This window comes from Rhodobacteraceae bacterium M385, assembly GCA_025141835.1.
Classification (GTDB): Bacteria; Pseudomonadota; Alphaproteobacteria; order Rhodobacterales; family Rhodobacteraceae; genus Gymnodinialimonas.
Window position 1 is genome coordinate 1,878,860 of sequence record CP081102.1, and the last position, 23,860, is coordinate 1,902,719.

Sequence of the window (23,860 nt, forward strand, 5' to 3'; positions counted from 1 at the left end):
TAGGGCGGGGCTGGCCCCGCCGCAACCATGTCACGCAAAGGTTTGGGCAAAGGTGCCCATATAGGCCTCGGACAATTCGGCCAAAGGCGCTTCCGAAGTGCTGATCCGCACCAAATCTCCGCCGACTTTGCCCACAGTAGACAGCGGCACGCCCGCCTGACCTGCTGCCACCATCAGCGCCTCCGCCTTGTCGAAGGAGGTGGAGATTAGATAGCGGGCCTGATCTTCGCCAAACAATGTCGCCGTGTCGGCCACATCCAGCGTCACGCCACATTCTGCCGCATGGGCAATCTCAAAGGCTGCCACAGCCAGACCGCCATCGGACAGGTCGGTGCATGCGCCGATCCATTCCCGGTTGTCGCGGATGAAATCGCCGTTACGCTTTTCGGCCTCCAGATCAACGTGCGGGGCGTCGCCATCTTCGCGGTTGAACACTTCGGCCAGCAGGGCGGATTGCCCCAGATGCCCTTCGGTTTCCCCCACCAGCATCAGCAAATGCCCTTCGCGGGCGACACCTGCGATGAGATCATGAATATGATCGAGGAGGCCCACGGCCCCGATCGTGGGTGTGGGCAGAATGCCCGTGCCGTCGGTCTCATTATACAAAGACACGTTGCCCGACACGATCGGCGTATCCAGCGCCAAGCAGGCCGCGCCGATACCCTGAATGGCCCCCACAAACTGGCCCATGATCTCGGGCTTCTCGGGGTTGCCGAAGTTCATGTTATCGGTCGTGGCCAAGGGCTTGGCCCCAACGGCAGTCAGGTTCCGATAGGCTTCCGCCACCGCCTGTTTGCCGCCCTCAACAGGGTTGGCCTTCACATAGCGCGGTGTCACGTCCGAGGTGAAGGCCAACGCCTTGTCGGTCCCGTGAACCCGCACAACGCCAGCTCCCAAGCCCGGAGACAAGACCGTGTCGCCCATCACCTGATGGTCATACTGCTGATACACCCATTGGCGCGAGCAATAGTTGGGCGAGGACAACAACGCGCGCAGCGCGTCGATGGGGTCCACTTCGGGCACGGGGTCCATCTCGGGCGCGGGCTCTGTCGGCACCCAGGGGCGGTCGTATTCCGGCGCGGTGGAGGCCAGCTTGGACAGCGGCAGATCGGCTTTGACTTCGCCGTTGTGCATGATTAGGAAGCGGTCCTCTGCAATCGTCTCTCCGACGATGGCGAAGTCGAGGTCCCATTTCTCGAACACCGCGCGGGCCTCGGCTTCCAACTCGGGCTTCAGCACCATCAGCATCCGCTCCTGGGATTCCGACAGCATCATTTCATAGGCCGTCATCGCTTCTTCGCGCTGCGGCACATTCTCAAGGTTCAGGCGCACCCCAAGGCCGCCCTTGTCACCCATTTCCACGGCGGAACAGGTCAGGCCCGCCGCACCCATGTCCTGAATCGAGATCACGGCGCCGGTCGCCATCAGCTCCAGCGTGGCTTCCATCAGGCGTTTCTCGGTGAAGGGATCACCCACTTGGACGGTGGGGCGCTTTTCTTCGATGGTGTCATCGAACTCGGCCGAGGCCATCGTCGCCCCGCCCACGCCGTCGCGGCCCGTCTTCGCGCCCAGATAGACAACGGGCATCCCCACGCCAGAAGCGGCGGAGTAGAAAATCTTGTCGGTGTCCGCCAAGCCCGCCGCGAAGGCGTTCACAAGGCAGTTGCCGTTATAGGCCGCGTGGAAACGCACCTCGCCGCCGACCGTTGGCACGCCAAAGCAATTGCCGTAGCCGCCCACGCCTTCCACCACGCCGTGCACCAACTGCCGCGTCTTAGGATGTGACGTCTCGCCAAACGACAGCGCGTTCATCGCCGCAATGGGGCGCGCGCCCATGGTGAAGACATCGCGCAGGATACCGCCCACACCCGTCGCCGCGCCTTGGTAGGGTTCAATATAAGAGGGGTGGTTGTGGCTTTCCATCTTGAAAACAACACATTGACCGTCGCCAATGTCCACGATGCCCGCGTTTTCGCCGGGGCCGCAAACAACTTGCGGGCCCTCGGTCGGCAGGGTGCGCAACCATTTCTTCGAAGACTTATAGGAACAATGCTCGTTCCACATGGCCGAGAAAATGCCCATCTCGGTATAATTCGGCGCGCGTCCGAGAATGTTGTTTACCTCGGCGTATTCGTCGTCGGTAAAGCCGTGGGCGGCGATCACATCGGGTGTGATGGCAGGATCGGTCATGCATATTCCCCAGATTTGCGCAGTTCAGGCCCCAAGGCCCATATTCTGAGGGTTCTATAAGCGCCCTAGGCGCGGGGGGGAAGCCTCACACCATGTCGCACGGGCGGTTGTGCCTTTGACGCACTGGGAGGGGCGCATCAAAGGGCGCGCTGGAAGATCAATGCGGTGGGCGCGTCAAAACCGGGGTGGGTAAAGGTGCCCGATTGGGTGAAGCCCATGGCGGTGTAGACGGCGTGGTTTTCCACCAGTTGCACACGCGCATAAAGTTGCAGCGTGGCAAAGCCCTTGGCGTGGGCATGGGCGGCGGCGGCATCAACCAAGGCGCGCGCCAGCCCCTGTTTGCGCTGGCTCGGGTCCACGGCGATCTTGCCCACCTCGTAGGCGGCCCCCTCGGCATGGCCAAACAGGCATGCTACGGGCTGCGCCTCATTACAGATGCAGAAGAAATCCTCATCCGCCATTTTCTGCGCCACATCTGCCAAGCTCATCGAGGTGAGAGAGGAGGGCGGATCAATCCGGGCGGCCATGGGCGCGAAGCAGGCGTTCAAAAGATCATACACCGCCTCGGACGCGGGACTGTCGTGGGAATTGAGCTGAATTGATGGTCTTGTCATGGACGTGTCACCTCGGGATTTTAGCCATTGAGTATAGGCCAAAAAAAAGGCCGAGACGAATCTCGGCCGAAGTCCAACAGGGAGGTATTGGAGGACCGCTAGGCGGCGTCTCCAATAAATAATGTTTTATTAATCAAAGTGCCTGCAATCAAGGCAAACTGAGGATTTTGGGCGCAAACCCGCTATGCCTGTGGCGCATAGCACACATCCAAATGCGACCCTTTGCATAGATTTTACGCAACTGGCGAAGCTTCGGCCTCTCTCTGGCGGCGACGGTAGGCGATGACCTCTTCACTGACGAAGTCACGGAACACCTCGATCCGGCGCGATTGGCGCAATTCTTCGGGATACGCGAGAAACACTGGAACTTCGGCTGATTCTACCTCGGGCAGGACGCGCACGAGGTCGGGGAAATCCTGGGTCAGATAGTCGGGCAGAACGCCGATGCCCAAGTTGTGGATCACCGCCTGCAAAACCCCGAAGTAGTTATTCACAGACAGCGTTGATCCTACATCATAGCTCATCAATTCGCGCACCAAAATTGCACCAGCACTCACCTGAGCCGCAGAGGCGTTTTGAGAAATCAGACGGTGCGTTCCCAAATCCCGAATGCTGGCCGGCATTCCATGGGTCTCGATATAAGAAGGTGTCGCATAAAGGCGCATATTGATCGTCATCAAACGGCGGCGGATCAAATCCGCTTGCGAGGGTTCCTTCATCCGAATGGCAACGTCCGCCTCGCGCATGGGCAGGTCGAGCAGACGTTCTTCCAGCATCAGGTCGATCTTCAGATCGGGATATTTCTCGTACAAGGCGGGCAGGCGCGGGGCCAGCCACAAAGAGCCGAAACCGATCGTGGTTGTGACGCGCAATTCGCCAAACACTTCCTCTTCACTGTCACGAATGCGGGCCGAGGCCGCATCGAGGCGCTTGGTCATGTGCCGGGTCGCATCATAAAGAAGCTCCCCCTGTTCGGTCAGGATCAGGCCGCGGGCGTGGCGGTGAAACAGGGTCGTGTCCAACCCTTCTTCCAAGGCGCGGATCTGGCGCGATACGGCGGATTGAGACAGGTGCAACGTATCGCCCGCATGGGTCAGCGACCCCGCAGAAGCAACCGCATGAAAGATGCGTAGTTTATCCCAGTCCATATTTCCCGGCCTTTTTTGGTTTGCGCTAACGTAGGTCGCTATGCTTCAGGCGCAACGAAAATTCTAGAGAAACATAGTTGAACTTGAGTTAATGGCGGATTCACAACAGTGGACAGGTCAGTCTTTATGACCTATAAGGGACCCAGACATTATATCGAGCCTAAAAAACGCTCGTTTGGCGCACGGGAGGTCCCTATGGGAGTGCAACAAGTCTCGCTTAACGACAAATTTGATCTGTCGAAGTCTCAGGTATTGCTGAACGGCACCCAGGCGATGGTGCGCCTGATGCTGATGCAGAAGGAACGCGACCGGGCCGCCGGGTTGAACACGGCGGGTTTCGTCAGCGGCTATCGCGGCTCCCCCGTGGGCGGGGTGGACCTGCAAATGACGCGGTCGGAAAAGGTGCTGACCGCCAACGATGTTACCTTCAAGCCCGGCCTGAACGAAGACCTTGCCGCCACCGCCCATTGGGGCGCGCAAACCGCAGAGCTGCGCGGCGAAGGTAAGTTCGACGGTGTCTTTGGCCTGTGGTACGGCAAAGGCCCCGGCGTGGACCGTACCGGCGACGTGATGCGCCACGCCAATATGGCGGGCACCTCGAAGCATGGCGGCGTCATCATGGCGATGGGCGATGACCATATCGGCGAAAGTTCGACCGTGTGTCACCAATCCGATTGGGCGATGGTGGACGTGCATATGCCCGTCCTGAACCCTGCGGGCGTGCAGGAAATTCTGGACTACGGCATCTATGCTTACGCTCTTAGCCGCTATGCGGGCGTCTGGGTGGGACTGAAGTGCGTTAAAGACAATGTCGAGGCCACAGCCGTGGTCGATGGCCGGCCCGAGCGGATGCAGTTTGTAGAGCCTGACTTCGATATGCCCGAGGGTGGGTTGAACATTCGCCTTGGGGACCATTGGATTCCGCAAGAAGAACGGCTTCTGGAGCACAAACGCCACGCGGCCGAGGCCTTTGCCCATGCCAACAAGATCGACAAGCGGGTCCACGGACGCGCGGGGGCCAAGATTGGCTTTGTGGCCGCCGGTAAAAACTGGCTCGATCTGATATCCTCGATGGAGGCGTTGGGGATCGACGAGGAAGCTGCCGAGGCGATGGGGATCACCACCTATAAGGTCGGCCAAGTCTGGCCGCTTGATATGCGCGGGTTCCATGATTGGGCCGATGGGCTCGACCTGATTGTGGTGATCGAGGAAAAGCGCAAGCTGATCGAAGTGCAGGTGAAAGAGGCGATTTTCGACGACCGCCGGGGTCGCCGCGTTTATGGCTACAAGGATGGCAAGGGCAACACGCTGTTCCCCACCCATTTCGCGCTGGACCCGGCAGATATCGCTGTGAAACTGGGCGAAATCCTGATCGACGAAGGCTGCGCCACGGACCGCGTGCGGGCCGGCATGGCGACGGTAGAGGACGCGCGACGCGCGTCCAACGCGCCGGATTTGGCGAAGCGGACGCCTTGGTTCTGCTCGGGTTGTCCGCACAACTCCTCGACCAGAGTGCCAGAAGGCTCCCGTGCGGGGGCAGGGATTGGCTGCCACTTCATGGCCAAGTGGATGGACCGAGAGACCGAAGCCTATACCCATATGGGCGGCGAAGGGGTGAATTGGTTGGGCGAAAGCCTGTTCTCGACCCGTGAACATATGTTCCAGAACCTCGGTGAAGGCACCTACAACCACTCGGGCGTATTGGCGATCCGGGCGGCTTTGGCGGCGGGCACCAACATCACCTACAAGATCCTGTTCAACGACGCCGTCGCCATGACCGGTGGGCAGGATAATGAGGGCGATCTGGACCCGGCCCGCATCGCCCATGAGATCAAGGCCATGGGCGTGGAAAACATCGCGCTGGTCTACGACGCCAAGGAAGAGATTGACTTCGCGGCGTTCCCCAAGGGCTTGGCCCGGTTCGAGCGGGCCGATCTGATGAAGGTGCAGGAGGACTTCCGCCACCACAAGGGCGTGTCGGCGATCATCTATGTGCAGACCTGCGCCGCCGAAAAACGCCGCCGCCGCAAGCGGGGCACCTTCCCCGATATCGACAAGCGCGTGTTCATCAATACCGATGTTTGCGAGGGCTGCGGCGATTGCGGAGTGCAATCGAACTGCGTCTCTATCGTGCCGGTGGAAACGGAACTGGGCCGGAAACGGGCGATTGACCAATCGACCTGCAACAAGGACTTCTCCTGTGTGAATGGCTTCTGCCCGTCGTTTGTGACCCTGGAAGGGGCGGCGATCCGCAAGGAGGCCTCGGCCTCGGTCGATTTGACTGGGCTGCCTGATCCGGTGCTGCCCGAGATCGACGGCACTCACAATATGCTGGTGACCGGCGTGGGGGGAACGGGCGTTGTGACCATCGGGGCTGTGATGGCGCAGGCCGCGCAACTGGACGGTAAAGGCGTGGGCATGATCGAGATGGCGGGGCTGGCCCAGAAGGGCGGCGCTGTGGCGATCCACCTGCGGCTGGCCAATCGGCCCGAGGATATCTCGGCCATTCGCGTCGGGGCCGGAGAAGCCGATGCCGTGATTGGCGGCGATCTGGTGGTAACGGGCGGGGCCAAGACATTGGCTCAGATGAAAACGGGCCGGACGGGGGCGGTGGTAAACAGCCACGAGATCACCACCGGAGACTTCACCCTGAACACCGAATTCACCATTCCCGGCAAAGACCTGGAGGTCGCCCTTCAGGCACGCCTGCGCGAAAAGCTGGTGTTGTTTGATGCCACGGAACTGGCACGGGTTTTGTTGGGGGATTCGATCTTCTCGAACATGATGACCTTCGGCGCGGCGTGGCAGGCGGGGATTGTTCCGTTGAGCCATGATGCGATCATGACCGCGATTACCATGAATGGCGCGGCGGTGGAGGCCAATAAACAAGCCTTCGAGATGGGCCGTTGGGCGGCTGTGAACCCCAATCAAGTGCAGGGGCTGATTGCGCCCAATGTGGTGGCTTTGCCGAAGACGCTGGAAGAAAAGATCAGCTACCGTGAGACCCATCTGGTGGCCTATCAGAATAAGCGCCTGGCCAAGCGGTTCCGCAAATTGGTGGATACCGTAGAGGACCGTCGCCTGAAGGAGGCCGTGGCGAAGGGCTACCATAAGCTATTGGCCTATAAGGATGAATACGAGGTGGCCCGTCTGCATCTGGAAACAGAAGCCAAGGCCCGCGAAACCCTGACGGGGAATTTCAAGATCACCTATCATCTGGCCCCGCCGATGTTGCCGGGGCGCGATAGCACTGGCAGGCCAAAGAAGCGCAACTTCGGCCCTTGGGTCGGCGGCGTCTACAAGGTGTTGGCGAAGATGAAGGGTCTGCGCGGCACGCCGTTGGATGTGTTCGGCTATGCCGCGGAGCGCCGGATGGAGCGGCAGCTTATCAAGCAATATCAGGCGGATATGGCGGAGTGGTTGCCCAAGGCGAGCGCGGCCAAGATGGATGCGCTGGTGGCCTTGGCAGAGTTGCCTTTGTCAATTCGCGGATTTGGTCCGGTGAAAGAAAAGAACGCCGAGAAGGCCGGGAAGCGGCGAGAAGAGTTGCTGATGGTGCTCTCAGGCACGGGCGGTCACGCGCGCGCGGCGGAATAGGCGGCTACTCCTCGGCCAAGGCCTCCTCGCAGCTGTTTTGCGGGCGTTTTGGTCGAGGGGGTGGTCCGCGGGGCAAGTGTTGTGCAGCGATATTTTTGAAAAGGTGAAGGGCAAGAGGGGGTTTTCTCCCTCAGCCCTGTGGGGTAGGCGCGGTTGGAAGAGAATCTGGAGGGCCCATGCCGGAACTTGCTGAATTTTTGCCAATGTTGGCGCTGATCCTGGCGATTGGTGCTTTGGCCGGTGTGATCGCGGGCCTTTTGGGGGTTGGCGGCGGCATCGTGCTGGTGCCAGCGTTCTTCTTCGCGTTTGAGGGGCTTGGCTATGGTCCCGATGGGTTGATGCAGATTTGTTTGGCGACGTCATTGGCGACAATCGTGGTGACATCGGTGCGTTCGGTCATGGGCCATCACAAGCGCGGCGCGGTGGATTGGGACATTCTGAAAGCATGGGGCCCCGGCATTGTTGTGGGGGCCGCATTGGGCGTTGTGGCGGCCAGCGGGCTGCGCAACGAGGTTCTGATGGCGATCTTCGGTGTGCTTGGGTTGGCGGTCGGGCTGTATATGGCGTTTGGCCGGGCCGAGTGGCGCTTGGGCGCGCAGATGCCGGGCCGGGCGGGGACGATTGCGACATCGCCGATCATTGGGTTTTTGTCTGTGCTGATGGGGATCGGTGGCGGGTCGTTCGGGGTGCCGATGATGACGCTTTACGGTGTGCCAATCCACCGGGCGGTGGCCACGGCGGCGGGCTTTGGGGTGATTATCGCGGTGCCTGCGGTTATTGGCTTTCTGCTGACACCCGGAGAGGCAGCGGGGCGTCCACCGTTCACCGTTGGGCAGGTCAACATCGTGGCCTTCGTGGCGGTCGTGGCTATGACGCTGATCACCGCGCCTTTGGGCGTAAAGCTGGCCCATGCGATGGACCCCAAGCCCCTTAAGCGGGTGTTTGCGGTTTTCATCATGGTGATGGCCTTGAACATGCTGCGCAAGGCGCTTGGGTTCTAGGACGTCCCGGCGTCTCTGGCCAGTCGGGCGGCACGGCCGCCCCGGCGCACCGAGAGTTTGGACTGACGCGCGGGTAGGGCGGCGATTACTTCGGCGCGAGCCTCATCGGTAAGGCGGCTCCATTGGGTGATTTCGTCGATGGTGCGCAGGCAGCCGGTGCAAAGCCGCGCCTCGCGGTGGATCACGCAGATATTGACGCAGGGCGATTGCACCTCGTCGCGTTTCCATACCTTGTCGCTCATATCCCGGCCCTCAGGTGACGCATGCGATCCAGCGCCCCTTGCAGGATATAGCTGGCAGCCACGGCGTCGATCACCTCAGAGCGACGCTTGCGGGTCGTATCCGCCTCGATCAAGGCGCGTTCAGCGGCCACTGTGCTCAGGCGTTCATCCCAGAAGGTGATTGGCAGATCGGCAAAATCGGGGCGGCGAGACAGGTTGAGGGCAAACGCGCGGGTGGCCTGCGCCCTTGGGCCTTCAGATCCGTCCATGTTGCGGGGCAGGCCCAGAACGATGCCGCACACCTCGTGCTTGGCGATCAGCACTGCCAAGGCATCGGCATCCACGCCGAACTTTTTGCGTTTCACGGTTTCCAGGGCGCTGGCGGAGGTTAGCAGGCGATCGGAAAGCGCGACGCCGATGGTCTTGGTTCCCAGATCAAGGCCCATGAGCCCGCGCATCGGCGGCAAGAGCGGGGCGAGGTCAGCAAGCTCGGGGTAAATCATTCGGAACCGATCCGGGCCATGGCTGCGCGGAACGCGGCGTCGATCATTGCCAGCGCCTCGGGCGCGTCGGCGAAGGTCACTTGCGCGTCGTCATGGACGATTTGCGCCGCGTTCACCCGGCCCAAGACGCCGTAGGCAGTGATAAGGCGGGCCCAATCTTCTGGCGGGCCGCCCTCGGTTCCCAAGCGCGTCGCAAGGCTTTCAACCATCGAGGCGATCATCGCTTGCTGATCCTCGGGCGAGAGGTCTTCCATGGCGGCGATGTCATTGGCAGTCGGGCCGCTAGAGGCCGGAGCAGGGGCCAAAAGGGCAGGGTCCAGATCGACGCCAGCGGCAAAGGCCACGGCCTCTATCTGTTGCCGGATCGGGCGCACCCAGGGGGCCTGAGGCCGTGAATTGGCCAGAAGAGAGGACCAGATCGGCAGGGCCAGATCGGGGCGACCTTGTTGGGCGTACATCTCTCCGGCGTAGTAGCGGCCGGTGCCGTCACTGGGTTCCAGCGCCAGCCCTTGGCGCAGGGCTTGCTCGGCCTCGGGGGAAACATAGCCGCCGGCGGCGAAGATCATCATCTCGGCCAGATCAATGTAGTGACGGCCCGTGGCCTCGTCGCCCAGAAGCGCGATCAATTGAGTTTGGGCGGTATGGGCGGCGGTGAAATTGCCCAACATCGCCTCGTTCGCGGCCAGAAGGGTCATGCCTTGGGCGTCATCGGGGCGCTCGGCCATGACCTGGCGCAATTGAGTGACCAGCGCCACGCGGTCGGGGTCTGCGTCGGGGAGCGGCGCTGTGGGGGCCTGTTGTTCGGCAGCGGTCTGGGAGGGGCGGTTCTCGCGGGCCTGTTCGATCATCGCGATGCGCGGTTGCAGGGGCATGTCAGGGTAGCCCGGCGCGCCGATTTCCGCGTAGAGCAGCCCGGCGCCTGCGACCACGGCGACTAAGCCGCCGACAATTGGGACGGTGCCAAGCCCGCCTTCGCGTGTCCCGGCGCCTGCGTCCTGCAACGCGCGGTCCGCGTCCAGAATGCGACGGCTGACTTCGGTGCGGGCGCGGGTGGCTTCATCCTCGGACAGGGTGCCACGGGCCAGATCACGGTCCAATTCGGTCAACTGGTCGCGGTAGATCTTCAGGTCATAGGCGGCGGTGGGGGATTGCACCTGCGCAGGGCGTCGCGCGGCCAAAAAGACGATGGCCGCCACCCCCAAGCTGATGAAGCCCGCTGCAATCCAAAACGCCATGTCCGCGGTCCCTTTTCGTGACTTACCCCCGACATAGGCCGCATCCGGCAGGAGCGAAAGACGCCGAACTGTCACAATCGCGATAAGACCCTTGGCCAAACGCCATGGAAGCCGCGACAACATGGCAGGGGGTCGCAAATTGATCCTTTCATGTCGCGCTGAGTATCCTCTTTTTTCCAAGGCAGCCCAAAAGCAAAGTATCAGACCCGGAGCCCGTCCATGCGTAAATATTCCGCCTTTGCCATCGCCAAAGAAGCCTTTCGCCACCACGCCGGGTGGGAGCGTGCCTGGCGTTCGCCCAAGCCCAAGGCCGCTTATGATGTGGTGATCGTGGGCGCGGGCGGCCACGGCTTGGCGACGGCCTATTACCTTGGCAAGAACTTCGGCATCACCAATGTCGCGGTGATCGAGAAAGGCTGGCTTGGCGGCGGCAACACCGGGCGCAATACAACGATTATCCGGTCCAACTACCTGCAAGATCCGTCTGCCGCGATTTACGAAAAGGCCCGGTCGCTCTATGAAACATTGAGCCAGGACCTGAACTACAACGTTATGTTCAGCCCCCGTGGCGTGATTATGCTGGCCCAGACCCACCATGAGGTGCGCGGTTATCTGCGCACGGCGCAGGCCAATGCCCTGCAGGGGGTAGAGACGCGCTTCATCGACAAGCATGAAGTGAAGAAGCTCGTGCCGATCATGAACATCGACGGACCTCGTTACCCCGTGTTGGGCGGCCTCTGGCAGCCGCGCGGCGGTACGGCACGCCACGATGCGGTGGCTTGGGGCTATGCGCGGGCGTGCTCGGACATGGGGATGGACATCATCCAGCAGACGGAGGTGACAGGCGTCCGGGTTGAGGGCGGCGCGGTTGCGGGGGTGGAGACCTCTCAAGGGTTTATTGGCTGCAAGAAGCTCGGCGGCGTTGTGGCGGGGCACTCAAGCGTGCTGGCCGAAATGGCGGGGTTCCGGTTGCCGATGGAATCCGTGGCGCTTCAGGCGCTGGTGTCCGAGCCGATCAAGCCTTGCATGGATGTGGTCGTGATGGCCAACACGGTGCACGGCTACCTGTCCCAGTCCGACAAGGGCGAGATGGTGATCGGCGGCGGCACCGACGGGCACAACAATTACACCCAACGCGGGTCGTTCCACCATGTGGAGGAAACCGTGCGGTCACTGATTGAAACCTTCCCGATGTTGTCGCGCCTGAAGATGCTGCGGCAGTGGGGCGGGATCGTGGATGTGACGGGCGACCGCTCTCCTATCCTGTCGAAGACGCCGGTGGAGGGGATGTTCATGAACTGCGGCTGGGGCACGGGCGGCTTCAAGGCTATCCCCGGTTCTGGCTGGGGCTTTGCAGAGTTGATCGCCAAGGGCCATTCGCCCCTGACCGCTGAATTCGGGATGGAACGTTTCCGCGAGGGGCGTTTTATCGACGAAAGCGTTGCGGCGGGCGTGGCCCATTGATCGCACTGATGCACATATCATTTGCGAAGGGTAGGGCGCGCCGATGAGCGCGGTCGCCATCCCCAAGCGCCTCGGCCATATCTGGATCGGGGACCGTCCGGCGCCCAAGCGCTGGATGCAATCGTGGCGCGATCTGCACCCCGATTGGGCCTACACCCTGTACGACAATGTCTATCTGACTGGCCGCCGCTGGCGAAACCAGCGCCTGATGGCCCATTACTTCCGCAAGCGCCATTTTGAAGGCGTCGCTGATCTGATGCGTTACGAGATTCTGTTTGAGCAAGGCGGCTTTCTGCCCGGTTCGGATTTCGAAGCCCTGCGCCCCTGTGATGAATTGTTCACCGAGCCTTGCACCTACACCTGCTACGAGACCCACCCCAAACGACGCTCCAAACTGACGCCCTATTTGGCCTCGGCCCCCGGCACCACGACGCTGGCCCTGACCGTGGATGAGATCCACGCAACCTACGCCGATGCGCCGCAAACCGCGCGGCAGCCGTGGATCAGCGTCGGTAATCTGTTCCTGCGCAATTTCCTTGAGAAGTACCGTGCAGAGATCAAAGACCTGCGTATCTGGCCCGCCTATTTCTTTGTGCCGCAGCACAAGAAGGGCCCGCGCTATGACGGGCCGGGGCCGGTCTATGCCGAGCACCATTGGGGCACGACCCTTGATAAATACGAGGGCACGCCCGACCCGCAACTCTTTGACGACGTGGCCTTTGTGCTCGACGCGATCGAGCCCTTGCCCCTGACCTCTCACCCTTCAGAGGAGCCGTAGCCGATGCTGACCCTCACCTGTCCTGTCTGCGGCGTGGCCGCCTGCGAAACCGAGCTTACCCCGGGCGGTGAAGCGCATCTGAAGCGCTTCGGGCCCGGTTCCTCCGATGACCAGTTCGAGGAATATATGTTCATGCGCCCCAACACCAAGGGCGTGCATTTTGAACGGTGGCGCCATGCGGCGGGTTGCGGCAAGTGGTTCCTTGCCGCCCGTGATACCGCCACGCTGGAGGTCTTCGGCACCTATGCCGCCCAGACTCTTGCGCCGCCTGCTGATCTGATCGCCAAAATTCAAAGCAAACGCCCCGGTTGGAGCTTCCCCCAATGAGCAACCGTCTAGAAACCCAAGGCCGCCTGATCGACCGCAGCGCTGAGGTCACGTTCACCTTTAACGGAAAGAAAATGCGCGGCCATAAGGGCGATACGCTGGCCTCGGCGCTGCTGGCCAATGGGCAGAGACTGGTGGGCCGTTCGTTCAAATACCACCGCCCGCGCGGCATCATGACCAGCGGCGCAGAGGAACCTAACGCACTGGTTAATCTGGGCCAAGGCCACCGCCACGAGCCGAACCAACGCGCCACCACGACCGAGTTGTTTGACGATCTTAGCGCCACGTCGCAGAACCACTGGCCTTCGCTGGAATTCGACGTGGGGGAGCTGAACGGCCTCGTCTCTCGCTTCCTTCCAGCCGGTTTTTACTACAAAACGTTCTTGTTCCCCCGCGCCGCGTGGAAACATGTGTTTGAGCCGTTCATCCGCCAATCCGCAGGCCTCGGCAAAGCGCCGGACCCGGAAACCCGCGACCCCGATACCTATGAACATTTCTATGCCCACAGCGATCTGGTGATCGCCGGCGGCGGCATCGCCGGGCTGCAAGCCGCGCTTCTGGCGGGCCGCGCCGGGGTGAAGGTGCTGTTGATGGAGCAAACCGCCCATTGGGGCGGCCGTGCGCCGGTGGATGGGGTTGAAGTGGATGGCTTGCCTGCCGAGGAGTGGGTGAAGAACACGGTGCAAGAGCTTGAAACCCTTGAAAATGTAACGCTGCGCCTGCGCTCCATGGTCTCGGGCGTCTACGACCACGGATATGTTCTGGGCTATGAGCGATTGCGAGATCACACCCCCGGCGAAGGTGGCCCGCGCCATCGTCTATGGCGCATTCGGGCGGATCAGATCATCTCGGCTACCGGCGCGTTGGAGCGGCCCCTTAGCTTTGCGGGTAACGACAAGCCGGGCGTCATGCTGGCGTCCAGTGTGCGCGATTATCTAGTGAACTACGGCGTGGCCGTGGGGCAGCGGATCGTGGTGGTGACCAATAACGACGATGGCTATCGCACGGCGATTGCGCAGGTAGAGGCCGGGTTGTCCGTTGCCTGTGTGGTCGATGCACGCGCCGTTGTGGGTGGGGATTTGCCCAATAAAGTCCGCGCTTTAGGGGTTAATGTTAAAGTCAACACGGGTATTGCCAAGGTCAAAGGCCTGCGCGGCGTGGTCTCTGTCGCTTTGTGCGCTCAGGACGGCGACGGCTTGGTGACAGAGGAAATTTCTTGCGATGCTGTGGCGATGTCGGGAGGCTGGTCTCCGGTGGTGCACCTTTGGTCCCACTGCGGCGGCAAGCTGACGTGGGACGCCGAGAACGCCTTCTTCCGCCCCGATCCCGCGCGGCCCCCGTTGAACCAAAACGGCGAAGGTTTCGTGACCTGCGTCGGCAGCGCCGATGGCGCGTTAAGGGCGGATGCGACGCTGGAGAATGCGTTAACTAACACTGGCAACGTGCTGCAAACATTTGGAAAATCCTCCCAAGGGGGCAGCGCGGCGAGGAGCGTCAGCGAGGAGCCGTTGGCCCCGGTATGGGTCATGCCCCACGGCGCGGGCTACAAGAAACGCTCTAAGATGTGGCTCGATTTCCAGAATGATGTGAAGGTCTCGGACGTGCAACTGGCCGCCCGCGAAGGCTACGAGAGCGTCGAACATACCAAGCGCTACACCACCCTCGGCATGGCCACGGACCAGGGGAAACTCAGCAATATCAATGGTCTCGCCGTGCTTGCTGATGCGTTGAACGAAGAAATCCCCCGCGTCGGCACCACGACCTTCCGTCCGCCCTACACCCCCATTTCCATGGGCGCTATTGCGGGCGAAGCGCGTGGCGAGATCTTCCAACCCCTGCGCCGCACCCCCATGCATGATTGGCACGAAGAGCAGGGCGCCTACATGGAGCCCGTCGGTGGTTGGCGCAGACCCTATTGTTTCCCGCGTAACGGCGAAGACCACGCCGCTGCGGTGAACCGTGAAATCACCGCTACCCGCACCTCGCTCGGCCTGCTGGATGCCTCCACCCTTGGCAAGATCATCGTGAAGGGGCCGGACGCGGGTAAGCTGATGGACATGCTCTACACCAATATGATGAGCAATCTGAAACCGGGTAAGTGCCGCTATGGGCTGATGTGTTCTGAAAACGGCTTCCTGATGGATGACGGCGTGGTCGTGCGGCTGGATGAGGATACGTTCCTGTGTCACACAACCTCGGGCGGGGCCGATCACGTCCACGCCCATATGGAGGATTGGCTGCAATGCGAGTGGTGGGACTGGAACGTCTACACCGCCAATGTGACCGAGCAATGGGCGCAGGTGGCTGTGGTAGGTCCGAACGCGCGCAAGCTGTTGCAGAAGATGGGTGCGGATTTTGACCTTTCGGCCGAGGCATTGCCGTTCATGGGCATGGCCGAGGGGCAGATTGGCGGCTTCACCGTGCGCGTTTTCCGCATCTCGTTCTCGGGCGAGCTTTCCTATGAAATTGCCGTTCCCGCCAGCCAAGGCGCCGCCTTCTGGAAGGCGCTTCACGCCGCGGGCGCAGAGTTCAACGCCACCCCCTACGGCACCGAGGCGCTTCACGTGATGCGGGCCGAGAAGGGCTTCATCATGATCGGGGACGAGACCGACGGCACCGTGATCCCGCAGGATCTGGGCCTCAACTGGGCGATCTCCAAGAAGAAAGAGGATTTCCTTGGGAAGCGTGGCCAACAGCGGACCTATATGACCGATCCCAACCGTTGGAAATTGGTGGGCTTGGAAACGCTGGATAAATCCGTCCTGCCCGATGGTGCTTATGCGGTGGCCGAGGGCAAGAACGCCAACGGGCAGGCCAATGTAGAGGGGCGCGTGACCTCCACCTATTATTCGCCAACCTTGGACCGAGGCATCGCCATGGGGCTGGTTCTGAAAGGGCCGGAACGCATGGGCGAGGTGGTGAATTTCAACAAGGTGGACGGCTCGACCGTGGCGGCAAGGATCGTCAGCCCGGTGTTCTTTGATCCCGAGGGGAGCAAGCAAAATGTCTAACTCTGTCAGCGCGTTGCAAGGAGCCGCACATACCGGTTTTGCCCATATCCGGGAAATGGGCCTTTTGGGCATGGTCACCCTGCGGGCCGATCTGTCCGCGCCCAAAACTGCGGCGGCGGTGAAGGCGGCTGTCGGGCTGGACCTGCCGACGCAACGCGCGATCAATACGGGGCGCGATCCAGTAAGCGTGGCGTGGATGGCCCCGGATGAGGTGTTGATCATGTGCAAACATGAAGACGCGGACAAGGTCGTGGCCAGCTTGGCGAAAGACATGGGGGGCGCCCATCATCTTGCCGTCAACGTTTCAGACGCGCGGGCAGTTTTCACCGTTGAAGCAGCCGAAGTGCGCGAAGTGTTGGGAAAGCTGACGCCCGCAGACCTCGGCATACTGAAATACGGCGAAATGCGCAGGTCGCGGCTGGCACAGGTTCCGGCGGCGTTCTGGATGAACGATCAAACCCATGCTTCCGTGATCTGCTTCCGCTCGGTCGCGCAATATGCCTTTGATTTGCTGTCCAACGCGTCGGCGGAAGGCAGCGAAGTGGGCTATTACTGAGCCGCGCTCGTTACTTTCCCGTGTCGCGAGCCAAGGGCGATGGAACTATGGCCCAACCCGCGCGTAGACCTGCAAGAGCTTTGAGGTTTTGCTCAAGGCGCGGGGGTGATTTTGTCGATCGATACGGCAGCGCCCCTTGACGGCGGGGGGCTGCTCCCTCCATCTGTGCCGTAGTGAATTGCAACCTAACAGGGGGACCAACCATGGCCTTTCAACTTCCAGACCTTCCCTACGCCCACGACGCGCTTGCTGCCCACGGCATGTCGGCTGAAACGCTGGAATACCACCACGACCTGCACCACAACGCCTATGTCACCAACGGCAACGCGGCGATTGCGGGCACCGAGTGGGAGGGCAAATCCCTCGAAGAGATCATCACCGGCACCTACGACGCCAACGCTGTGGCGCAGAGCGGAATCTTCAACAACATCAGCCAGTTGTGGAACCACAACCAGTTCTGGGAAATGATGGGGCCGGGCGCTTCTTCCATGCCTTCCGAGCTGGAAAGCGCGCTGAACGAGAGCTTTGGCTCGGTTGATGAGTTCAAGTCCCGGTTCTCCGCTGCGGGTGCGGGTCAGTTCGGCTCCGGCTGGTGCTGGCTGGTAAAGAACGCGGACGGCTCCTTGGCTGTGACCAAGACGGAAAACGGCGTTAACCCATTGTGCTTCGGCCAAACGGCTCTGCTTGGTTGCGACGTGTGGGAACATTCCTACTATATCGACTTCCGCAACAAACGCCCTGCCTACCTGACCAACTTCCTCGACAACCTGGTCAACTGGGAAAACGTCGCCTCGCGCATGTAAATTGCGGCGAAAGCATCTTTTTTGAAGGCCCGCCCGTCAAACGGCGGGCCTTTTGCTATGGCCGTTGCTGGAACTGAATCGCGGGTCAGGCGTTGAATCCTTGAGTGAAACTAAACCGAGGAGGAGATTCCATGGCTGAGCGTCACAGATCGAAAGACGGCAGAAGCGAAACGAAGGAGCTGTTGGGGGATACCCCAGACGCCCCCGCATTTGCAGGCCGCAATGGCGGCAACCTGGCCCGGAAAACGGGCACCAAGGACGAGTTGCGTCATTTCACCAATGCCTCCGCCGGGGCGACACGCGTTACCAAATCCGACGAGGACCGGCCCGGAACCGATAATCTGGGTGAAAGGAACAAGTGACATGGCACAGGCTTCACTGAAACAGACTGACGTTGATCAGGTCACGCACAATCGTTCGCCGCTCACCCATGGAACTTGGGTTCTGGTGGCGGATGGTGAAAAGGCGCTGTTCCTGCACAATATTACAGATGCCGAGGACCCGAATTTGGTGGTCTTCCGCGAGGAAGAGCAAGACAATCCGCCTACTCGAGAGCAGGGCACAGACCATCCGGGGCGTTTCAACGACGGTCCCTCGGTTCACAGGTCCGCCGTGGCTGATACGGATTGGCACTGGCTGGAAAAGGAACGCTTTGCCAGTGACTTGGCAGATATTCTTTACCTCAAAGCGCATCGCAACAGGTTCGAACGGCTGATCATCTGTGCATCGCCCAAAATTCTGGGCGAGCTGCGCAAAGAGCTTCATAAAGAAGTGAGCGACCGGGTTGTGGCCGAGGCGGATTTGACGCTGACAAACCACCCCGTGGATGAAATCACCAAGCGCGTCGCCGACGCCACGATGCCGAAAGTCTAACGGTGCTATTTAAACCGAATTAATGGCCCGCCCGTTCAACGGCGGGCCTTTTCATATGGTGGCCAGCAAGGCCCGCGCCCTTGAGCGTGCCGCATCGGTGGTTCTTTCCGACCGCGCGATCAGATCATAGGCATCGGCCTTTCGTCCGGCGTCTAACACGGCGCGCGCGCGGTTGACGCGGGTCCGGCACCCGGCAGCGGTCCAAGCGGTACGTTCCTGCAAGCGCGCAGTCGCGTCGGCGTTCGATAACGGCCCGTCGAAAATGTCGAAATGCGCAACAAATGCCGCAAAACCTACCGAGTGTAGTGCCCGAAGCATTTCTTCATCGGTCATGGTTTCCCTCCCTAAAACTCAATTTCACGGGGAGGTTTTGGCCACGCAGGGTTAACAGATCGTTAAGGAGATCGAGCCTTGTCTCTCAATCCAACACGACATCCATAAACACCGGATAATGGTCCGACGGAAAGCCGCCCGCGAACCGCCCGCGCACCACCTGAGGTGGGCTTATGGGCGTCACACCCTCGGAATAGGCCAGATGGTCAATCGCGCCATAAAGGTGCAGGCCTCGGTAGAAGTGGAAGGTCGCACCGCGCACCGGAGCCACGGACAGGGTGCGGGCCAAGGTCTGCACGGGGCGGGTTTGGGTAAAGGAATTCATGTCGCCGATGACCATCACCCGTTCTCCGGCGTCCAACCAAGGCGCGATGGCATGGCCGATCAGCGCGGCAGAGGCGCGGCGGTTGGCCCAACTCGTCACATCAAGATGCACGTTCACCACATGCACTACCGCGCCACCGTGGCGGAACGACGCCCAACTGGCAAAGGTCGGATATGACCCCGCCCGATACCCGGGCGAGCCAAGGGTGCCGGGTGTGCGAGAGAAGAAGAAATACCCCTGATCCAGCAAAGACACCCGGTCATGGCGATAGAGGATGGGTTGAATTTGGGGAAAGACCTCACCCGGACCATGGGCCGCGACACTGTAGGCGGGGTTCTGGGATAGCAGCCAATCAAGGGAAGGGTTGGCCCCGTTCTGGCTGCAACAGGGGAAGGTGCCCACCTCTTGCAGCGCAAAGATATCGGCGTTGATTGCCTGAAACGCGGCATTGAGCGGAGCTTGACGGCGCGCCCAATCGGAAAGGGAGGCGATGCCGCGCGGGTTGGACGGGCGGATGTAGTGGACGTTCAAAGTGGCCATGCGCAGCGCGTCAGGCGGCGGCGCAGGATCGGCGGTTGGGGCGATGGCAGGCGCACAGGCCAAGGGAAACAAGCAGACCAGAAGGCAGAGCAATCTGGTGAAGATGCGTGTCATTTGGCCTGCTGAAGCGCTGACATCAGCGCGGGCACGTCATCTACCGTTTCCACAAATTGCAACAGGCTGGCGTCGGCAAAGCCCTGATCCACCACGTGATCCATCAATGCGCGCAGCGGGTCCCAGTAGCCCTTGGTATTCATCAAGAATATCGGTTTGGCGTGCAGACCCAATTGCCGCCAGGTGAGCACCTCAAAGAACTCGTCCAGCGACCCCGCGCCGCCGGGCAGCACCACGACCGCATCGGCATTCATGAACATCACCTTTTTGCGCTCGTGCATGGTTTCAGTGACGACAAAGGTGGTCAGGTCGGTCTTGCCGACCTCCATGTTCATCAAATGAGTGGGAATAACGCCAAAGGTTTCGGCCCCGCCGGCCTGCGCTGCGCGCGCCACAGCGCCCATCAGGCCCACGTCGCCCGCGCCATAGACCAAGCGCATGTTCTGGCGCGCCATCTCTGCGCCCAAGGTCGTGGCGACGGCCTCATAAGCCGGATCCACCCCCATACGAGAGCCACAATAGACACACAAAGATAGCCGTCTCATCCCAACACCTTGCGCTTTGTTAACCCTTAGGCCCTAATACTGCGCATTGGCTTGGGCCTCAAGCGGGGTAATCCGCAGCAGGCGCAGGGCGTGTTGCAGGGTTTAAAGGGGGAAACCGTGCCAGAGGACATGCAATGAAACTCGCGGCGATGTTCGGAAGCAGTTCCGGTGCCATTGGGGCCACGGCCGTTGGGGCTGTGATCGTGGTTGCGGGCGCTGTTGGGTTCACCGTGTTCAACGCGGAACCGGAGGTGGAAGAAACGCCGCCCGTTGCTGTCGCAGAACCCGATGTGACGACACCAGCAACACCAGAACCTGTTGAAGAAACCGCCGGGGCGCAAAGCCCGGAACCCGCCACCGATCCTGCACCCACCGATCCTGCACACGTAGTGACGGTGGCGGCGCCGCGCCTTGATCTGGTGCGCGTAGATGCTGATGGCACCACGGTCATCGCTGGACGCACGGCGCCTAACCTGAACGTTGCCATCCTTCTGGACGGAGAAGACGTCGCGGAAACGACGTCTGATGGCGCGGGGGATTTCGTCGCGCTGCTGACGCTCGCTCCTTCTGAAGCGCCGCGCATGTTGGGGGTCGAAGCACGCCCTGACGGGGAAGAGCCTATCGCGGGTGTTGAAACGGTCCTTGTCGCGCCCTTTGCCGGGGCAAGCGGGGAAGTGGCCTCTGTTCCAGAGGCTGATCCTGACGTTGAGGCGGTCACCGAACCGGTGGTTGCGGCGGTGGCTGACCCGGTCGTTGATCCTGTGGTTGGGCCGGTGGCTGATCCTCTCCCAGCAGAGCCGCAACCCCTCGCTGAGTCGCAAGAACCCGCAGCCATCGCAGCGCGTGAGCCGGAACCAACCCCAACACCCGCAGCCCCCGGCGCATTGGCCACCGCGCCCGGTAGCCCATCGGCCCCCGTGGTGCCCACAGCACCTGCCATTGCGCAGGCCGTGTCACCGGAAGACACAGCCGCCGACCCGCGCCCCGTGGCAACCCAACCCACCCGCGCGGCGGCTCCCGCCGTGGTGATCGCCGGGCCTGAGGGCCTGCGCGTGGCGCAAAACACAATCGCCGAGCCTGCGGTGCAAACATCGGTGCGGCTGGACGCGATTTCCTACAATGCCGACGGCGCGGTGATCCTTGCGGGGCGCGGCTCTGTGGCGGCGGATATTCAGGTCTATCTCAACAACCAACCGATCCATCTGGGAGAGGTCGGGCCCGGCGGCGCATGGTCGTTGCAATTGCCCGATGTGGACCCCGGCACCTATACGTTGGCAGTGGCCGAACTGGCCAATGATGGCACGACCGTCAGTCGGGTGGAGACGCCGTTTCTGCGAGAAGACCCGGAACGGGTCGCCGAGGCGCCGGTGGCCGGGGCCGATGGCATCGACCTCATCACTGTGCAGCCCGGTTTCACCCTTTGGGGCATGGCTGAAAACACCTTTGGTGACGGCATCCTCTATGTGCAAATTTTCGAAGAAAATCAGGACCAAATCCGCGATCCTAACTGGATTTTTCCCGGCCAGATTTTCCGGCTTCCCAGCCTCGGCGCAGAGAATGACGGGAACTGAGCCGCTGGCTCTGGTCTCGGACCTGATCGCACACTAGGTAGAAGGGCACGCCAAGGGATGCCCGCACAATGCCAGCTGACACGACCACGCCACCCGATACCTCCGACAATACGACAGAGGGGCCCCAAGCGGTAGCCACTGCCGAAATGGAAGAGGCCGAGCGGCGCTCGGGTTGGCGCACGATCCGCAAGGTCGCGCCCTACCTTTGGCCTGAGGATAAGCCTTGGGTAAAGCAGCGTGTCGTCATCTCGTTAATCATGTTGGCGGTAGCCAAGGTCATCGCGGTCGGCACGCCGTTTCTATACAAGGCCGCGGTAGATCTGTTGGCCGGAGACAGCCCGGTTAGCCCCGCATGGGTATTGGGCGCGGGGGCCGTGGGCCTGACCATTGCCTACGGTATGGCAAGGGCGCTGACGGTGGGGTTCAATCAGCTGCGCGATGCGGTCTTTGCCAAGGTCGCGCAACGGGCGCTTCGGCAATTGGCGCTGGAGACTTTTCAGCACATCCATGCCCTGTCTATGCGCTACCACATCCAGCGCAAGACCGGCGGGTTAAGTCGGATTATCGAGCGCGGCGTGAAAGGGGTCGAGTTCCTTTTGCGCTTCCTGTTGTTCTCTATCGGGCCACTGGTGTTGGAGCTGGCCCTGACCGGGATCATTCTGGCAGTGGTGTTCGATATCAATTACCTGATCGTTCTGGCGGTCACGATAGGGCTTTATATCTGGTTCACCTTTAAAGTGACGGAATGGCGTGTGCGTATCCGCAAGGAGATGAACGACCAGGATACCGACGCCAACCAGAAGGCCATCGACAGCCTGCTGAACTTCGAGACTGTGAAGTATTTCGGCGCAGAGACCCGCGAGGCAGAGCGCTATGACGCCGCCATGGCGGGCTATGAGGCGGCGGCGCTAAAGACCTCATATTCCTTGGCGTTTTTGAACTTCGGGCAGTCGTTGTTGATCACGGCGGGGCTGGTGATCGTCATGGTGATGGCGGCCCTTGGGGTGCAGGATGGGTCCTTGACCGTGGGCGATTTCGTGATGGTCAACGCCTATATGATCCAGATTACCATGCCACTGAACTTTCTGGGCACGGTCTATCGGGAAATCCGCCAAGCGCTGGTGGATATGGGCGAGATGTTCAACCTTTTGGAGCAGCCGCAAGAAGTACGCGATGCCCCGGGGGCAGGCCCGTTGAAAGTATCTGGCGGCAACGTACGGCTGGAAGGCGTGAAGTTCGGCTATGACGCCGCGCGGCCAATCCTGAAGGGGGTCGATATCGATATCCCGGCGGGGCAGACGGTGGCGGTTGTTGGGTCCAGCGGGTCGGGCAAGTCCACCATCGGGCGGCTGATGTTCCGCTTCTATGACGTTGGTGCGGGTCGGATCACCATTGATGGGCAGGATTTGCGGGACGTCACCCAAGCCTCGGTCCATGGGCAGATCGGCGTGGTGCCGCAAGACACGGTGCTGTTCAACGACACGATCTATTACAACATCGCCTATGGCCGCGACGGGGCCAGCCGGGCCGAGGTGGAGCAAGCGGCGAAAGCGGCGGCGATCCACGAGTTTATTCTGTCCCTGCCAGAGGGATATGACACGCCCGTAGGGGAGCGCGGCTTGAAGCTGTCGGGCGGAGAGAAACAGCGCGTGGGGATTGCGCGGACCTTGCTGAAAGACCCGCCGATCCTTGTGTTGGATGAGGCCACGAGCGCGTTGGACACCGACACGGAGATGGAAATTCAGGCCGAGTTGAAGGCCATGGGAGAGGGCCGCACGGTGTTGACCATTGCGCACCGGCTTTCGACGATCGTGGAAGCGGATCGGATTGTGGTGCTGGAGAAGGGCGAAGTCGTCGAGGAAGGCACCCACGAGGCGTTGTTGCTGCAAGAAGGGCGCTACGCGCAATTGTGGAGCCGACAGGCGGCGGATGAGGATCTGGACTAGGCCCTGAGGGCGCGCCTTCGGCGCTCAGCGGCGGCCTCCTCGCGGCGCTTCGCGCGCTCCTCGGCGTTGTGACATGGTGAGGGGGGCCACGTTTGGTGGGCGCTGTGGGAGGGGCTGGCAGGTCGGCCCTGCGGGCCGTTTTTTTGGATATTTGAAGAACGAGGA

General features: G+C 61.3%; 21 protein-coding genes. 12 read left to right on the forward strand and 9 right to left on the reverse strand.

Annotation, left to right across the window (positions count from 1 at the left end; all coding sequences use genetic code 11):
- Positions 1-30: 30 nt before the first annotated feature.
- The 3 genes from purL to K3728_09230 all read right to left on the reverse strand — a co-directional run bounded on the left by purL (position 31) and on the right by K3728_09230 (position 3,952).
- Positions 31-2,190, reverse strand: coding sequence for a phosphoribosylformylglycinamidine synthase subunit PurL (gene purL, locus K3728_09220; protein UWQ97371.1), 2,160 nt, complete (start codon positions 2,188-2,190; stop codon positions 31-33).
- Between the two features lie 137 nt (positions 2,191-2,327).
- On the reverse strand, positions 2,328-2,804 hold the full coding sequence (locus K3728_09225) for a GNAT family N-acetyltransferase (protein UWQ97372.1): 477 nt from the start codon (positions 2,802-2,804) through the stop codon (positions 2,328-2,330).
- 233 nt (positions 2,805-3,037) lie between these two features.
- A complete protein-coding gene (locus K3728_09230) occupies positions 3,038-3,952 on the reverse strand; it encodes a LysR family transcriptional regulator (GenBank protein UWQ97373.1) in 915 nt (304 codons plus the stop codon).
- A gap of 195 nt (positions 3,953-4,147) precedes the next feature.
- Here K3728_09230 and K3728_09235 point away from each other — a divergent pair, with 195 nt between their 5' ends.
- Positions 4,148-7,549, forward strand: coding sequence for an indolepyruvate ferredoxin oxidoreductase family protein (locus K3728_09235; protein UWQ97374.1), 3,402 nt, complete (start codon positions 4,148-4,150; stop codon positions 7,547-7,549).
- Positions 7,550-7,725: 176 nt separating this feature from the next.
- Positions 7,726-8,550: a sulfite exporter TauE/SafE family protein gene (locus tag K3728_09240; protein ID UWQ97375.1), complete on the forward strand. Its 825-nt coding sequence runs from the start codon at positions 7,726-7,728 to the stop codon at positions 8,548-8,550.
- Here K3728_09240 and K3728_09245 read toward each other — a convergent pair.
- From K3728_09245 to ccmI, 3 genes are read right to left on the reverse strand one after another with little or no spacing between them, the layout of a single operon-like run.
- Complete coding sequence (locus K3728_09245) at positions 8,547-8,792, reverse strand: DUF1289 domain-containing protein (protein UWQ97376.1); 246 nt, start codon at positions 8,790-8,792, stop codon at positions 8,547-8,549. The genes K3728_09240 and K3728_09245 overlap by 4 nt on opposite strands.
- The gene (gene ruvX / locus K3728_09250) at positions 8,789-9,274 is read right to left on the reverse strand and encodes a Holliday junction resolvase RuvX (protein ID UWQ97377.1); all 486 of its coding nucleotides are present in this window, start codon (positions 9,272-9,274) and stop codon (positions 8,789-8,791) included. The genes K3728_09245 and ruvX overlap by 4 nt, the downstream gene beginning before the upstream one ends.
- Positions 9,271-10,509 (reverse strand): c-type cytochrome biogenesis protein CcmI, encoded by a 1,239-nt coding sequence (ccmI, locus tag K3728_09255; GenBank protein ID UWQ97378.1) that lies wholly within the window; start codon positions 10,507-10,509, stop codon positions 9,271-9,273. The genes ruvX and ccmI overlap by 4 nt, the downstream gene beginning before the upstream one ends.
- Before the next feature lie 219 nt (positions 10,510-10,728).
- On the opposite strand from ccmI, the gene K3728_09260 reads away from it, so the two are divergent.
- From K3728_09260 to K3728_09295, 8 genes are all read left to right on the forward strand, one after another.
- Positions 10,729-11,973 (forward strand): sarcosine oxidase subunit beta family protein, encoded by a 1,245-nt coding sequence (locus K3728_09260; GenBank protein ID UWQ97379.1) that lies wholly within the window; start codon positions 10,729-10,731, stop codon positions 11,971-11,973.
- 43 nt (positions 11,974-12,016) lie between these two features.
- On the forward strand, positions 12,017-12,751 hold the full coding sequence (locus K3728_09265) for a hypothetical protein (protein UWQ97380.1): 735 nt from the start codon (positions 12,017-12,019) through the stop codon (positions 12,749-12,751).
- Between the two features lie 3 nt (positions 12,752-12,754).
- Positions 12,755-13,078, forward strand: a complete 324-nt coding sequence (locus K3728_09270; GenBank protein UWQ97381.1) for a sarcosine oxidase subunit delta — start codon at positions 12,755-12,757, stop codon at positions 13,076-13,078.
- Complete coding sequence (locus tag K3728_09275; GenBank protein ID UWQ97382.1) at positions 13,075-16,089, forward strand: sarcosine oxidase subunit alpha family protein; 3,015 nt, start codon at positions 13,075-13,077, stop codon at positions 16,087-16,089. Before K3728_09270 ends, K3728_09275 begins: the two co-directional genes overlap by 4 nt.
- Positions 16,082-16,645 (forward strand): sarcosine oxidase subunit gamma, encoded by a 564-nt coding sequence (locus K3728_09280; protein ID UWQ97383.1) that lies wholly within the window; start codon positions 16,082-16,084, stop codon positions 16,643-16,645. Before K3728_09275 ends, K3728_09280 begins: the two co-directional genes overlap by 8 nt.
- A 203-nt stretch (positions 16,646-16,848) precedes the next feature.
- Positions 16,849-17,448 (forward strand): superoxide dismutase, encoded by a 600-nt coding sequence (locus K3728_09285; GenBank protein UWQ97384.1) that lies wholly within the window; start codon positions 16,849-16,851, stop codon positions 17,446-17,448.
- A gap of 131 nt (positions 17,449-17,579) precedes the next feature.
- Positions 17,580-17,810, forward strand: a complete 231-nt coding sequence (locus K3728_09290) for a hypothetical protein (protein ID UWQ97385.1) — start codon at positions 17,580-17,582, stop codon at positions 17,808-17,810.
- A 1-nt stretch (position 17,811) separates the two neighbouring features.
- The gene (locus K3728_09295) at positions 17,812-18,321 is read left to right on the forward strand and encodes a host attachment family protein (protein ID UWQ97386.1); all 510 of its coding nucleotides are present in this window, start codon (positions 17,812-17,814) and stop codon (positions 18,319-18,321) included.
- Between the two features lie 51 nt (positions 18,322-18,372).
- Here the strand turns inward: K3728_09295 and K3728_09300 are convergent, their stop codons facing one another.
- From K3728_09300 to K3728_09310, 3 genes are all read right to left on the reverse strand, one after another.
- Positions 18,373-18,654 (reverse strand): hypothetical protein, encoded by a 282-nt coding sequence (locus K3728_09300; protein UWQ97387.1) that lies wholly within the window; start codon positions 18,652-18,654, stop codon positions 18,373-18,375.
- Between the two features lie 85 nt (positions 18,655-18,739).
- Complete coding sequence (locus tag K3728_09305) at positions 18,740-19,633, reverse strand: endonuclease (GenBank protein ID UWQ97388.1); 894 nt, start codon at positions 19,631-19,633, stop codon at positions 18,740-18,742.
- On the reverse strand, positions 19,630-20,178 hold the full coding sequence (locus tag K3728_09310; protein UWQ97389.1) for a TIGR00730 family Rossman fold protein: 549 nt from the start codon (positions 20,176-20,178) through the stop codon (positions 19,630-19,632). The genes K3728_09305 and K3728_09310 overlap by 4 nt, the downstream gene beginning before the upstream one ends.
- Positions 20,179-20,312: 134 nt before the next feature.
- Here K3728_09310 and K3728_09315 point away from each other — a divergent pair, with 134 nt between their 5' ends.
- Both K3728_09315 and K3728_09320 read left to right on the forward strand, forming a co-directional pair.
- Positions 20,313-21,749, forward strand: a complete 1,437-nt coding sequence (locus tag K3728_09315) for a LysM peptidoglycan-binding domain-containing protein (GenBank protein ID UWQ97390.1) — start codon at positions 20,313-20,315, stop codon at positions 21,747-21,749.
- Positions 21,750-21,817: 68 nt separating this feature from the next.
- Complete coding sequence (locus K3728_09320; GenBank protein UWQ97391.1) at positions 21,818-23,695, forward strand: ABC transporter ATP-binding protein/permease; 1,878 nt, start codon at positions 21,818-21,820, stop codon at positions 23,693-23,695.
- Positions 23,696-23,860: the final 165 nt, after the last annotated feature.